Origin of the sequence: Arthrobacter sp. KNU-44 (assembly GCF_051843155.1) — a bacterium.
In the GTDB taxonomy this organism is placed as follows: domain Bacteria; phylum Actinomycetota; class Actinomycetes; order Actinomycetales; family Micrococcaceae; genus Arthrobacter.
Genome location: NZ_JBPXNG010000003.1, coordinates 22,161 through 34,597 on the forward strand (window position 1 = coordinate 22,161; position 12,437 = coordinate 34,597).

Consider the following 12,437-nt stretch of genomic DNA (forward strand, 5'->3'; position numbering starts at 1 on the left):
AGTAGTCGCCACGCTAGCTTCCAACGTGGCCTGTCGTCGGTCCCTCAGAAGAGCCGGCTCACTCAGCGGCTGTTGCGCGGGTTTCGAAACTTTTTGCTCCAAGACCTGGAAGTGAGTGGCGCAGTTGCCAGCTCCTTTTCTATGTCCTCGAAGGCGGACACCCACGTTTGGGCGTGGGCGGCGGACTTGCTGGCACCGTAGATGTCGGCCAGGCCGAAGAGGATCAGGCCCACGGCAACGCCGGCTACCAAGGAAGCCTGGAGATCTATTGGGATCCCGACCGCGTCGGCCTGCTTCGTCATCATCGGGACCGTCAAAGCGGCCCCAATGGCCAGCACAGGAAGCGTTGCGACCGAGTAGTAGCGGGTGCAGAACCGGGCCGCCTGCAATAGGACGAACCGTTTGTCGGCTGGAAGCTCCTTGTACTCATGGGCGTCGTCTTGAGTTGCAAGCCGCCGCGTCAAGTGAGAATGGTCCCACCAACTGGCCGCCTTCTTCCTCTTACGCAGGAAGTCGGCCAGCTCACTAAGTGACCTCTTGTCGGGGCGGATCCACTGATAGATCCAGGTGACCAGGATCCGCATCAGAACAGCCCTGCCGGCGGTTCCTCGCACGGCAGTGGTGCCAGCTTGGAGCGGTGGCCGTCGTCCGGGTTGCAGCCCTTGAACGGCCCGTCTGCCGACAGCAGGACGGACATGTGGTGGTCTGCGTGATCGCGCCACCACACGCTCATGCCGGTGGTCCCGTCCAGGCGCAGGAATTCCCAGGCACGCCAGAGCGCTTCGAGGCGGCTGATTGCTTCGGAGTGCTTCCACCACTGGGGGCACCAGATCACTCCGCCCTGAACGTTGATTTGCCGGCGGTACTGGGTGGCCAGTTTGTCGCTGACGAACTCGGCAACATTGGAGTAGAACAGCTCCGGCGCTTCCTCGTCCTTCGCCGGCTCAGCTACGTCCGCAGTTGTACCGTCCAGGTCGTCGTCCCACTCCCCCAGATCTTCACTCATCGGAGGCCCCGGCGGTGATCCAGCGGTTGCCAGCGGCGGCTGCAGGCCGGTTCGCCGGGTCATGTGCGGCTATGGAGGCCCTGACCGCTTCGGCGTGAGGGCCACTCATCCACGGCACCGTTTCCAACAGCGCGGCCGGAGCGCCGGAGGCGAACATTATGGCGCGGCCGCGCGGGAACGCAGCCAGGTCCGAGACGTCAAGGGTGCGTTCCTTGCGGTCGTCGTCGTGGCTGTAGGAGGTTCCCTGTTTGGAACGGCTCTTGGTCATGTTGGAGTAGCGGTACTCCCCCACCAGCTGCGCGAGTTCGTTTAAGAACTCCGCTTCGGCCACGCCGCCGCCGTAAACCTTGATGTTCGCGGCCGACCAAAGCTTGCGCATCCCGTCCCGGCCCCAGACTTCCACGCCTTGGGACCAGGATTGAAGGATGGTCATCAGGACGATGCCCCGGGAGCCATAGTGGCTGTACAGGTTCGGCAGCTCGCGCCAGCGGCACACGTTGGCCGCTTCGTCCAGGACGCCGATCATGGGCGTGGCCAGACGGCCGCCTGGCGAATGTACGGCCAGTTCTTCGGCCGCTTCCACCGTGGCCACGGTCAGGGCCGTCACCAACGGGCCGGCGGTGCCTTTGCCTTCCTTGGAGAGGCTGTACAGAGTGCCCTTGGACCGGACGAACGCGGCCGGGTCGAACTGCGGCCGTTCGTCCGTCTCGCCCTGCGGAGTCACCCACCGGGCGACCTGGCGGTTGGTGAGGCAGGACGCCATTTGCAGTGCGGTGCCGTAGACACCGCCGCGCTGCTTTTCCGGGGCGTTGACGACACCGCCCACGGCGTTGGAGGTCTGGATGAAGCCGTGCGTCTTGAGGATGCCCACGGCCTCATCGTCCGCCGGCCGAGTGAGCCAGGTGTGAACCTGCGTGATCGGCCGCCCGTCCAAGGCAGCGGCGAGCAGGAGGCCGGCCAAAAGATCCTGGCCGGCGGGGTCGAAATACGCATCCGTTTTGGCATCGGGACCACGGGAGCCGGCGGCGAAGTGATCAGCCAGGCGCGCGGCCCGCACTTCGTCCGTGACGTAGCTCAGCGGGTTCCACCACCAGGTGGGTTCCTCGAGGGCCACGGACTGCGGATCAAAGACCCAGACCGGCCCCTCAGCGGCGCGGACGTCGCGCGTGCCGTCCACAATGTCCCGCTTGTTCGACGTCACCAGAGCAGCGCCCGGAGCCGCCAGAATCGCCGGAATTGCCCGAGAAGTCGTCTTGCCGGTTCGTGGCCCCCAGATGTCGATGTGCATGTCTTCCCAGGAGCCAAAGACCAGCTGACCGCCCAACACCGTCTTGCCCACTGGAACACCAGGTGAGCCCTTTACGCCGAGACGTTCGGCCGTGGCTGTCGCCCCGCGCAGGCTCAGCGCCCGCAGGTCCCGGCCCTTGGCCATGTGTTGCGCGGCGACGTCAACACGGGAGCGCTTGGAACGGCGGCGCAGCACCGCCCGCACCACCAGGATGGCCAGGACCACGATCACGACGCCGAAGCCGATCAGCACCCAGGTTGCGGCCGCCGGCCACGTGACCTTGTGAGTGAACAAACCGATGACCAGCTCGAACGGGTTAGCCGGCAGCTTCTGACCGTCCCCGGCAAGAAGCGACCCCAGATGCACGGCCCCGGTCACGGAGCCAACGCCCAGCACCACGGCGGTGATGATCACCCAGAGAATGATCGTTTCGCCGCCCAGCTGGGAGCGTTTGTTGCTGCTTGGTGCACCCATCAGTGTTCCCCCTCATCGTGCCAACGCTTGTTTGTATCGTGCAGGGATTCCTCAACGCTGGTCAGTTTCAATGCCACCGGAATACCGGGGCGGCCGCCGACCTTGAAAAGGAACTTGCCCAGGCCCGGGCGGACGCGCTTGCGGGAGCCGCCCACGTCGGTCCACGACCCCGGATCAGCCCAGGAGATAAGCCGGGCCTGTTCGGCGCGGGAAAGCGTGACAGCCTTGTTCAGCTTCTCCATCTCACCGCCGGGCAGTGCCCCGCAGACCACCATGCCGGAGCGCTCGACAAATCCGCGGGCCTTCATCCGCTCCGACTCGGTTGGCAGGGCCTCCAAGTCACTCATGGTGTGAGTGATCATGGCCTGGCCCACTCCCTCGGTACGGTTCAGGCGCGTCAGAGAGTCCACACGGTCCACCATGCCCTCACCCGAACGCAGCGCCCGCCATAACTCGTCCATCACCACAAAGTAGTTCCGGCGCGGTTCCAGACCGGCATCAGCCAAGGCGTGCGCAACCTGCACCGTGGCAAACCCGGTGGACCAGCAGGCCAGCAGCGAGGCCGCCTGAATATCGCGCTGGGTATCGGAGATCCCCGAGAGGTCAAAGACCACCGGCTTGGACAGGTCCATGGGCTGGTCAGTCGGCTGGGAGAACATGTCACCGAAGCGGCCCGAGCCGTCGAGGGAGTAGAGCGACTGCCGCAGCTGGTCCGTTGCGTCCAGATAGCGTTCCATGTCGCCACGGTCCAGGGCAATGTCGCGCAGCTCGGCAGGAGCATCCTTAATGACCTCGATCAGATCCCCGATTAACGCCACGCGGTCCAGCCGCTCATCCAGGATGTGCAGCGCCCGGTCGATCATGGATTCCTCATGGGCGCTGGGCTTCTGGTTCCGCACAATCGTGATCAGCGCCGTGAGCATGTTCAGCCGGCGGTTGTGGGCGTCCGCCATGAGTTCTTCGGCCAGCTTCTCCGCTTTCACGGCCGCAGCAAGCCGGCGCTTCTTCTCGCCCTCATCCGTGGCCCGGTTGGCCTTCGCCCGGTGTTCTTCGGCGGCCGTGAGCAGCCGGACGGCCGCGCCCGTGGCCTCCCCGGGATCGAGGACGTTCAAGTGCCCACGTCCCGGTCCCAGGCTAATGACCTGCCCGCCCATGGCTTCGATCAGGTCAACATAGTCCGGCTTCAGATCGCCCAGGATCAGCGGGTTAATACCCCGGCCGGCCAGTCCCAGGACGATGTGGCGCACCAGCGTGGACTTGCCGTAGTGCGGGAGGCCCAGGACGAACATGGACGGGTTGTTGATCATCCCGTGCATGAACCAGCTGATGGGGTCACCGCCGAACGGTGCGCCCGTGTCCGTGTGGACGCCGATGGGTACACCGAGAATCGGTGTACCGGAGCCGCCGACAAAGGGCCACAGCCCGCAAACCTGCACGGACGTGCCGCGCCACTCATCCGCTGCCGTCACGTAGGCCGCTTCGCCTTGGCCACGCCCGCGCCAGCCCCGCAGGCCTGGCCGGCGGACGACGGCGGCCGGAAGCGTGCGCGTGCCGGCGTCGGTCCTCTTGTGTTTGGTCTTGCTGCCGAACATCACATGGCCTCGCGGATCTCTTCGGGAACCTTCAAGTGCTTGGGCAGGACCAGGCCAAGCGGCAACGAAGCCGCGAATGCCGAATCCTGGGAGCCATAGGCGCGGCGCAGAAGCAGCCGGGCCGAAGGGCCAAGGTTGCCCTCCACCGTGGCCACGGCATCGTCCACGCCGTGAGCAGAAAGCACCGTGGCCGTGACCACCATGCCGAAGTTGACCAGGCCGGCCCCCTTCGCTTCTTCCGCTGCCGTGGCCTGCGCAGCGCGGGCGTCCACCAGAGCGCGGGCCGTAGGCCGGTTCGTCGACGATGCCCTGGTCAGTGCATTGGTCTGGTCAGACTCGACAATGGAGGCCGCCCGGCCGGACTCAATGGGCCGGTACAGCAGCGTCACGCGCTTACGGTCGATCTCCCCGTGCGGGGCCACCAGGCGCGCCAGCACGGAGGACAGAATGTGGCCGCGCGGTGCACCCGTCATGGTCCAGGAAACCGAGTGCCCGGAGTCGTGCCGGTAGCCGCCCCAATCCGCCTGATGGGCCGAAGGGCCAACCTCGCCCCATGTCAGATCAACAGGCGTGCCCTGGTAATGGGCTTCATCAATGAGGCGGGCGGCCGCCGGATCGTAGGCAACCCGTACGACCTCGCACAGCTCCTGCGCGTTCAACGGCGCACAAGCGCCGGCACCCGTGGATTCAAGACGTTCCGTGAGGCCGGGAAGACGGGATGCCAGATCACGGGCGATTTCCTCGGCCGTGCGGCGCTTGCCGCCGGACCGGGCAGCGGCGCTGAACGTCAGCGCAACCCAGGCCCGGATAGTGGCCGAACCCTGCGGGTACGTTTCCAGGGCCTCGCGCAGCATGGCCTTGGCCAGGGCCGGGGCATCATCGTGAATATTCGACTCCACCTCACGGCGCAGGCGTGCCCCGGAATCAGGGGCCGTCTCAACCGTGACGGACGCGGCGACCACGGCCGGCTCATTCGACAAGGACGCCAGCCAGCCGCCCCAGTTGGCCACCCAGGCGTCCACCTGTTCGGGATCGACCAGTGACGCGCCGTCAGGCTGCGTTCCGAAGACAACGGTGTAGTGCGCCGTTGACGGAAGGTGGATCAAGGCGAAAGGCCGGCCGTAGGAGTCATTGAACTCATACAGCTTGGACCCAGCAGCAATACCGGGCAGCTGGAACTCTCCCCAAGGAGTCAGCCCGAGCGGTCCGGAACGGTAGATGTTCTTCTTGCTGCGGCGTGCCGAGCGGAACGCCAGACGACCAAAGGCACGTTCACCCAAGGACTTGTTGTGCTTGTCGTTCACGGAGACGACAGCCAGGGCCAGCCCGAGCACAACCAGGGCAATTAGGCCGGCGAGCCAGCCGCCGATGAAGAAGCAGACAACGGCGACGATCAGGCCCAGGAACAGCCCGGCTGTGGCCAGGCCGCCCAGTGTGCCAATGCCGGCCTTACGCGGCCGCCGCCAGTTCCCGTAGGTCGGTTCCCGGTACGTGTTTTCAATAGCCGCCATGTCAGGCACCCCCTGTTGATTCTTCACTCATCTGTTTGGCCGCCCCTGCGGCGGCCTGACCTGCCTGAACACCCGCAGCAACCGCGATACCTGCCGGCCCTGCCGCTGCGGCCGCGCCGCCTGCAGCAGCACCGCCACCAGCTGCAGCACCGCCACCAGCTGCAGCACCGCCGCCTGCCGCGCCACCTGCGGCTGCACCACCGCCGCCAGCTGCGGCCGCTCCACCGCCTGCCGAAGAAGCCTCAGCTCCGGAAGCTGCCGGCGCGCTGCCGCTGCTTCCAGACTTGCCAGCCGTTCCAGAAGAGCCGGCGTCGCCCTGGCTCTCGGTGCCGGACGGTCCAGAAGAACCGGACGACTCGCTACCTCCTCCGCTGGGAACGCTGCCACTAGGACTACCGCCGCCACGGCCGGCGCTGCCCATGTTGATTGCGCCTGACGCCAAGCCGCCAACGGCGCCTGCCGCCAGTCCACCACCGCCACCCGCAACGGCTCCGACCATCGGTGTTACAAAACGCATCAGGGCCGGCATGGCGAACAGGGCAACGACCATCAGCGCCAGGCCCGTGACCGTTGCCAGGAATGCAGATCCGAAGTCTTTGCCGTCGCCGCTGTTCCCGAAGAGGTTTGCACCGGAAAGCCGGAAGGCCGTCGCGTAGACGATTGCGGCCGCCGGCTTATAGAGGATGAAAGCGATCAGCCAGGCTGTGCATTTTTGGAACCAGCCTTTGCCGGCGTCGGTGTTGGTGAACGCGGCCGCAGTCGGAAAAATGCCGGTGAGAATGACAAGCAAGCCGCCCCTGACAATCATGAGGACGATCTGAATCACTGAGGCGATGATTGCGATCAGCCCGAGCAAAATAATCATGATCGACCCGATAGGGCTGGTAGAAGAGAGAGCCAACATAGTGCTGATCTTCGCGTTGAACGACGTCCCGTCCGTGGACTTGTCGATGATCCACACAGAGAACTGGTCAGCCGCAACAGTCAGCAGTCCGATAGAGGCAACGCCCGCACCCGAGACGACAACGAGAGTCGCCAAGGATCGGCCCAGATCACGCATCGGGGCACCTCTGCGCTCGATGATCATCTTTGCTGCACCCACAAGAACCGACAGCACGGCGAGGGCCGCAGTCCAGAACCACAGGCTGTTCTGCAAGAACAGAACCGGGTCACTCGCGGCGCTTCCCCCAGGCGTGGCCGTGAGGTTCGGAGTGCCGACGTTGACCCAGAACGTTCCTAGTGTTTTAACAACATTGCCAACGGCATCCCCAACAGCGTCTGCCATGTTCTTGATCGCGTCGTTGGCTCGGTCGTTTACGAAATCACCGGCCTGGCATCCGAAGTTCCACCAGTCGCAAGGCTTGCCGTTCTGGTCCATGGGCAACATCTCAGACACCCGCCCAGGGGACGTAGCCGCTTAGATCAGCCAGCTGCTTTCCCTCCGGTTGTCCGGAGGGGGGAGGAACAGCTTTCCAGTCTCCGCCAGACCATTGCAGGACGACAGGCAACGAACCGAACGTCCCATTGGAGACTTTGAAGCCATATTCGATTACGGCCCGGTCCCCGCTGTAGTCCGTGAGTTTGAACCCGGCCAGCTGGAACGGTGTGTCGTTAGTGGTTCCAGCTGGGGCCGAGGACTTCAACATTTTGTCTCGCTCAGGCCCCTCAATGGTCAGGTTCTGGATAACCAGGTCGTTGTGACCAGAGCTGGCCAGAATGACGATATTTGCACCGGCATATAGGGCACCAGTCGGTGAGTGTGCGAAGCAGGAACGTAGGCCATTAACTGCCGTTGTTCCCGGCCCGTATTGCTTGGGCGACGTTGGAGCGGCGATCTTCCCAACCAGCTCCCATTTTGTGTCAGCTGGTGCGGATACTGGCTTGCTTTGGTTCCCATCAGGAAGGCCGCAGACGCTACCGGCCGCAGACGTGCTGGGCTGCGCGCTGGCCGTCGCAGTGCTGCCGGCGGTTGGTGCCGGATCAGCGTTTCCACTGCCTTTCGGCAGCAAAGCCAGGATGATGCCCAGTGCAACAATGATCGCCACGACAACGGCCGAGATGATGAACTTAGGCTTCGTCAGTGGATTCTGGTCTTCGTTCGTTTCTGCCGTTTCAGTCATGGCAACTCCTTAGACCAGGGCGCCTACAACGCCGGATGCGACGCTGGCGAGGATGCAGCCGCCGAGCACCCAGGCCAGTCGGCCCGCGTGCTCGCCACCTTCGCCACGACGGTTGTTCACCATCATGGTTCCGGCGCAGATCAGGATGCCGACGACAGCGAGGGCGAAGACGATCCAGGCGATCCACTTCAAGATCGTGAGCAGTCCCTCCGACCCGGGAGGGGCCGTACCCGTTCCAGGGTTTGGAACCTCAGCGATCACGACGCCGGACCAGTACATGGCCTTGGAGAGCAACATGGTTTTCCTCTTTCTAGTTGGCCGGAAGCCCGGCGATGGTTGTTGCAGCGATACGCACCTGTTCAAGGACCGTGCGCAGATCTTTGGGAAGTAGTTCGTGGGGTACGTCGTGGCCCAATCGCCACCCCTCAACCCAGGGAACGTGCCACAGATGTGGCACTCCCCCGCCGACGACCCGGGCGAATTCGCGGATCTCTTTGGGAAGCCTGCCCGGAGCATCGGCCATGACGACAAGGCCGGCCACGCGGATGCCTGGCAATGAGCCGGAGGCCCATTCAGTCGCGGCGCGTTGAGCGGTCAGGAGGCCGTGCATGTTGGACCGGGCTACAAGGACGACAGTTGAGCCGGCGGCCGCCTGTGGCCAGTGATGTGCAGCCGCCCTGCTGTGCTTGTCCAGGCGGGCCAGAGTGGATTCCCCCGCGCCACCATGGACACCCAGCCACCAGTATTCCGTGGAGCCGTCAGGGACGTTCCAGCGCGGAAGCCGGTCAACGAGGTCCGGCTGCGGAACACTGAGTTGAGGTTTCGTTGGTCCCGTAGGGAGGAGCGCTGCCGGCTCATCTAATACGGGTGATGGTTGGTCAACGGAGTCGCCGCCGACTGTTACCCAGCGGTTCTTTGAGACTGGCATTTAACATCCCCCTGTTATGTCCGCAATGATCGTATCTGTACCATCCGACACGAGAGGCCCAAAGTGACCCCCAACAACACCTTTAGTACCTTTCAATCACCACCAGTACATCATAGTACCAATTTTTGCGCTACGATGGCTCTATGCGTTGGGACGGACTGAGCGTGGACCCTAAGTACCTAGAAGCACTCTTCGCCAAGTACCCGGAGCGACTTACGCCCCAGGACCTTGAAGAGATCTTCGGGCTGTCCCGAAACACCGTCTACCGCTGGCTCCAAACCGGGGTGATTCCTGCTTACCAAGTTGAGAAGACATGGTTGATCGCCAGAGATCAAGTCAAAGACTGGGTGTGGGAGAACCGGAACACGCTTCGGGAAGGTAAGGCACCCCGGGCCAGCGAGGACCAGGGGTAGCAACACCAATGAATGTGAGGGGGGCACATGCAGTCTCATAAGAGCGGGCCACCATTGGTCATCGGGGCGATTCTCGCGCCGATTGTCCTGGTTCTGTCCATCATCCTGTTCGGCGGCGGCTCCAAATCCGCCGCCGACGTCTGCTCGCCCATCGGCGGCAGCGTCAGCGTTGACGAAAGCAAGCTCCCGAAAGTCCCAGTAGCCGGCTACCAGGGCGACCAGCTGAAAAACGCCGCCCTGGTCATCAACGCCGGCAAGGCCCTCAAACTCTCCGCCCGTGGCCAGACCATCGGCGTCATGACGGCCATGGGCGAATCCAGCCTCAAAGTCCTCGACTACGGAGACGGCCCCGGGCCGGACTCCCGAGGCCTGTTCCAGCAGCGCGACAACGGGGCATGGGGCAGCTACACGGACCGCATGAACCCCACCATTTCGGCCACGAACTTCTTCAAGGCATTGCAGAAGGTGGACAGCTGGGAACAGCTCGATCCCACCATGGCCGCGCACAGGGTCCAGCGGAACGCGGACCCCTACCACTACCAGACTTACTGGGCAGCGGCCGTGGAGGTCGTAGCAGCCCTGGCCGACGTTCCGGCCACCGATGCCGGCGGCCAAAGTTCCTGCGGCATTCCAGGTGAATCCGGCAAGGGCGACGACTTGCCCTGGCCCAACGCCCCGATCTACCAGCCCTCTCCCCTGGGCATGTTCAACCGCGAATGCGTTGACTTCGCCCTGTGGCGCGTCAACCAGCAGCTGGGCAGCACCAGCGCTCCGTACAAGGTACTCAACAGCAGCTTCCGGCCCGATGGTGTGCTGCTCGGCTCCGCACTGACTTGGAAAGACGGTTGGGATGCCAAGGGCTGGCCCACTGGCAAGACGCCCCGAGTCGGCGCGGTCGTCTGGTACGCACCCGGAGCCGGCGGCGCAGATGCCACCTACGGCCATGTGGCCGTCGTCAAGGCCGTCAACGGCGACGGGACCTATCTGGAAGAGGGCTACAACGGCAACCCTCCCCCAAACGATCACACCTACTACACACGCACGGTGCAGAACAGCGTCCCCAGCGCTTTCCTGTACCTGCCCGGCAGCAAGTAACGGAGGAACCATGAAACGAACCCTGACAGCCCTGGCGGCCGTGCTGCTGTGCGTAGCCTGCGCCCCTGTATCCAACACCACGCCCGCGGAACAGTCCCCGACCAACACGGCAACGGCCCCGGCCTCGCTCAGCGCCGGCGGCAAGTCCCAGGCACCCGGCGGCACCGCTCCCGCAACACTGGGTATCGCCTGGGACGACGCGAGCAAGAAAGCGGCCTTGGACACCGCCACCAAGGCCATGGCCCTCTACGCACGCCCCACCGTCACGGACAAGGTATGGATTCAGGAACTGGGACAGCTCCTGACGCCCCAGGCCGTGGCCGATTACCAGTACGTCGACCCGGCCAACATCCCCGTCAAGAAGATCACCGGCCCCGGCCACCTGACAGTCGATGAGAACAACGGATTCGGCTGCCATGTCTCCTTCCCCACCGACGCCGGCACCTACGACGTGCAGCTGCTGCGCAGCGCGGCCGACAAACCATGGCAAGTCAACCGATTCACGCCGCCGAACGGCACCAAGTAAGGAACGATGATGGAAACCCAAGCACTAGACTTCCCCAAGATCGACGCCGTTCTGCGGGCCAACGGAACCGGTGAAGTAACGATCAACGGCACCTCACACCCCATCCAGGCAGACGACGAAGCAGCCGTGCTGCGCGAGGCCCTGCGCCTCATCACCGACACAGCCGCCCAGCTCGGCCGACCCGTGAAGGTCACCACCACCGACCCAGACGGCCAGGGCCAGATTGTCGTCTCCCCCGAGGGCGCCGTGAGCGAAGCCGCACCCGTGAAAGCCACGACCCGCCGGCAGAAGGACATTGTGACGGCCCCTCCGATCACATCCGTACCGGAAGCCATTCCGGCTCCTGTCGAGCCTTCGCCGGCCGTTGTGGCCGCTCCCGTAGAAGCTGTGCCGGCCCCCGCGCCCGTCCCGGGGCCTGTCGAACTGGCCCAGCCGGTCACCTTCGCGTCGGCCGTGGACCGTCCCCAGGCACTCGCTGTTGCTGCCGAAGCAGTTGCACAGGAGCCGGCCACCCGCCGGAGCCTGAAAGAAACTTCGTTCCTCGTCAGCGCCCCAGTCCTCGAACCGGCCGCACGCGGCTGGCGCGGCACGCTCACCCGGCTTGGATTCCGGATGGAACCCTCCCCCGAAGAGCTGGCCGAGCGTGAAGACATTCGCACCGTGAGCCAGCACTGGCCCGGCCCCCGCACGGTGGCCGTCGTCAACCGCAAGGGCGGGGCCAACAAGACGCCCACCGTCGTCATGCTGAGCGCGATCCTGGCCCGCTACAGCGGGGCCGCCACCGTCGCATGGGACAACAACGAGTCCCAGGGAACGCTGGGCTGGCGCACCGAACAGGGCGCGCACAACAACAGCGTTCTGGACCTCATTGACTCCTCCCAGACACTGCTCTCCCCCAGCACGAACGCCGCTGAAATCGCCCGATTCGTCCACCACCAGACGTCGGATAAGTTCGACGTCCTGCGCTCGGACGAAAACGACGAGGGCGACCACGAAGTGACCGCCGAGGAAGTGGACATTGCCCACCAGGTGCTGACCCGCTACTACCGGCTCATTGTCATGGACTCCGGCAACACGGCACGGTCCGCGAACTGGCGGCAGATGATCCACCACACCAACCAGCTCGTGGTCCCTGTGACGGCCATTGAAGACCGCGCCGAGGCCGCACGCCTGACCCTCCAGACGCTCGAATCCCGTGGTGGCCACGACGCCGAGCTGGCCCGCAACGCCGTCGTCATCGTCTCCGAATCCACCGACGCCAAGCGCAGCATGAGCGGCGACGCCCTCAAGCGCGCCAAGGACGAGGCCCGCAGGATCGCTGACGGCTTCGCACCGCACGTGCGCGCCGTCGTCCGCATCCCCTACGACCCCGCCCTGGTCAACGGCCCCATCCGCTACGACGCCCTCCAGCCGGCCACGCAGCGGGCCTGGCTGGCCGCAGCGGCCGCCGTCGCCAAAGGATTTTAGATGTGGTCGGATACGAC

The 12,437-nt window shown here is 64.6% G+C and carries 13 protein-coding genes; 4 read left to right on the forward strand and 9 right to left on the reverse strand.

The window, feature by feature from the left end; all coding sequences use genetic code 11:
- Positions 1 to 62: 62 nt before the first annotated feature.
- Genes ACSVHC_RS23570 through ACSVHC_RS23610 form a run of 9 tightly spaced genes read right to left on the reverse strand, consistent with a single transcriptional unit; the run spans position 63 to position 8,919 of the window.
- On the reverse strand, positions 63 to 584 hold the full coding sequence (locus tag ACSVHC_RS23570) for a hypothetical protein (RefSeq protein WP_439181446.1): 522 nt from the start codon (positions 582 to 584) through the stop codon (positions 63 to 65).
- The gene (locus ACSVHC_RS23575; protein ID WP_439181448.1) at positions 584 to 1,006 is read right to left on the reverse strand and encodes a DUF4913 domain-containing protein; all 423 of its coding nucleotides are present in this window, start codon (positions 1,004 to 1,006) and stop codon (positions 584 to 586) included. The genes ACSVHC_RS23570 and ACSVHC_RS23575 overlap by 1 nt, the downstream gene beginning before the upstream one ends.
- Positions 999 to 2,768 carry a type IV secretory system conjugative DNA transfer family protein gene (locus ACSVHC_RS23580; RefSeq protein ID WP_439181449.1) on the reverse strand — a complete coding sequence of 590 codons (1,770 nt, stop codon included), beginning with the start codon at positions 2,766 to 2,768 and terminating at the stop codon, positions 999 to 1,001. Before ACSVHC_RS23580 ends, ACSVHC_RS23575 begins: the two co-directional genes overlap by 8 nt.
- Positions 2,768 to 4,360 carry a helicase HerA domain-containing protein gene (locus ACSVHC_RS23585; RefSeq protein WP_439181450.1) on the reverse strand — a complete coding sequence of 531 codons (1,593 nt, stop codon included), beginning with the start codon at positions 4,358 to 4,360 and terminating at the stop codon, positions 2,768 to 2,770. The genes ACSVHC_RS23580 and ACSVHC_RS23585 overlap by 1 nt, the downstream gene beginning before the upstream one ends.
- Complete coding sequence (locus ACSVHC_RS23590) at positions 4,360 to 5,871, reverse strand: SCO6880 family protein (RefSeq protein ID WP_439181451.1); 1,512 nt, start codon at positions 5,869 to 5,871, stop codon at positions 4,360 to 4,362. Before ACSVHC_RS23590 ends, ACSVHC_RS23585 begins: the two co-directional genes overlap by 1 nt.
- A gap of 1 nt (position 5,872) precedes the next feature.
- A complete protein-coding gene (locus tag ACSVHC_RS23595; RefSeq protein ID WP_439181464.1) occupies positions 5,873 to 7,258 on the reverse strand; it encodes a hypothetical protein in 1,386 nt (461 codons plus the stop codon).
- A 1-nt stretch (position 7,259) separates the two neighbouring features.
- A complete protein-coding gene (locus ACSVHC_RS23600) occupies positions 7,260 to 7,991 on the reverse strand; it encodes a hypothetical protein (protein WP_439181452.1) in 732 nt (243 codons plus the stop codon).
- A gap of 9 nt (positions 7,992 to 8,000) precedes the next feature.
- Entirely contained in the window at positions 8,001 to 8,288 is a 288-nt protein-coding gene (locus ACSVHC_RS23605) for a hypothetical protein (protein ID WP_439181453.1), read from the reverse strand.
- 13 nt (positions 8,289 to 8,301) lie between these two features.
- On the reverse strand, positions 8,302 to 8,919 hold the full coding sequence (locus ACSVHC_RS23610; RefSeq protein ID WP_439181454.1) for a DUF6668 family protein: 618 nt from the start codon (positions 8,917 to 8,919) through the stop codon (positions 8,302 to 8,304).
- 143 nt (positions 8,920 to 9,062) lie between these two features.
- Here ACSVHC_RS23610 and ACSVHC_RS23615 point away from each other — a divergent pair, with 143 nt between their 5' ends.
- The 4 genes from ACSVHC_RS23615 to ACSVHC_RS23630 are packed head-to-tail and all read left to right on the forward strand — an operon-like array spanning position 9,063 to position 12,420.
- On the forward strand, positions 9,063 to 9,332 hold the full coding sequence (locus tag ACSVHC_RS23615) for a helix-turn-helix domain-containing protein (protein ID WP_439181455.1): 270 nt from the start codon (positions 9,063 to 9,065) through the stop codon (positions 9,330 to 9,332).
- A 27-nt stretch (positions 9,333 to 9,359) separates the two neighbouring features.
- A complete protein-coding gene (locus ACSVHC_RS23620; protein WP_439181456.1) occupies positions 9,360 to 10,427 on the forward strand; it encodes a CHAP domain-containing protein in 1,068 nt (355 codons plus the stop codon).
- A gap of 10 nt (positions 10,428 to 10,437) precedes the next feature.
- Entirely contained in the window at positions 10,438 to 10,953 is a 516-nt protein-coding gene (locus ACSVHC_RS23625; RefSeq protein ID WP_439181457.1) for a hypothetical protein, read from the forward strand.
- A 6-nt stretch (positions 10,954 to 10,959) separates the two neighbouring features.
- Positions 10,960 to 12,420, forward strand: coding sequence for a MinD/ParA family ATP-binding protein (locus ACSVHC_RS23630; RefSeq protein WP_439181458.1), 1,461 nt, complete (start codon positions 10,960 to 10,962; stop codon positions 12,418 to 12,420).
- The last annotated feature ends 17 nt before the right edge of the window (positions 12,421 to 12,437 follow it).

Excerpts from the sequence above, each read along its gene's own strand:
- ACSVHC_RS23570 (WP_439181446.1), bottom strand. The coding sequence starts at position 584 with ATGCGGATCCTGGTCACCTGGATCTATCAGTGGATCCGCCCCGACAAG.
- ACSVHC_RS23575 (WP_439181448.1), bottom strand. The coding sequence starts at position 1,006 with ATGAGTGAAGATCTGGGGGAGTGGGACGACGACCTGGACGGTACAACT.
- ACSVHC_RS23580 (WP_439181449.1), bottom strand. The coding sequence starts at position 2,768 with ATGGGTGCACCAAGCAGCAACAAACGCTCCCAGCTGGGCGGCGAAACG.
- ACSVHC_RS23585 (WP_439181450.1), bottom strand. The coding sequence starts at position 4,360 with ATGTTCGGCAGCAAGACCAAACACAAGAGGACCGACGCCGGCACGCGC.
- ACSVHC_RS23590 (WP_439181451.1), bottom strand. The coding sequence starts at position 5,871 with ATGGCGGCTATTGAAAACACGTACCGGGAACCGACCTACGGGAACTGG.
- ACSVHC_RS23595 (WP_439181464.1), bottom strand. The coding sequence starts at position 7,258 with ATGTTGCCCATGGACCAGAACGGCAAGCCTTGCGACTGGTGGAACTTC.
- ACSVHC_RS23600 (WP_439181452.1), bottom strand. The coding sequence starts at position 7,991 with ATGACTGAAACGGCAGAAACGAACGAAGACCAGAATCCACTGACGAAG.
- ACSVHC_RS23605 (WP_439181453.1), bottom strand. The coding sequence starts at position 8,288 with ATGTTGCTCTCCAAGGCCATGTACTGGTCCGGCGTCGTGATCGCTGAG.
- ACSVHC_RS23610 (WP_439181454.1), bottom strand. The coding sequence starts at position 8,919 with ATGCCAGTCTCAAAGAACCGCTGGGTAACAGTCGGCGGCGACTCCGTT.
- ACSVHC_RS23615 (WP_439181455.1), top strand. The coding sequence starts at position 9,063 with ATGCGTTGGGACGGACTGAGCGTGGACCCTAAGTACCTAGAAGCACTC.
- ACSVHC_RS23620 (WP_439181456.1), top strand. The coding sequence starts at position 9,360 with ATGCAGTCTCATAAGAGCGGGCCACCATTGGTCATCGGGGCGATTCTC.
- ACSVHC_RS23625 (WP_439181457.1), top strand. The coding sequence starts at position 10,438 with ATGAAACGAACCCTGACAGCCCTGGCGGCCGTGCTGCTGTGCGTAGCC.
- ACSVHC_RS23630 (WP_439181458.1), top strand. The coding sequence starts at position 10,960 with ATGATGGAAACCCAAGCACTAGACTTCCCCAAGATCGACGCCGTTCTG.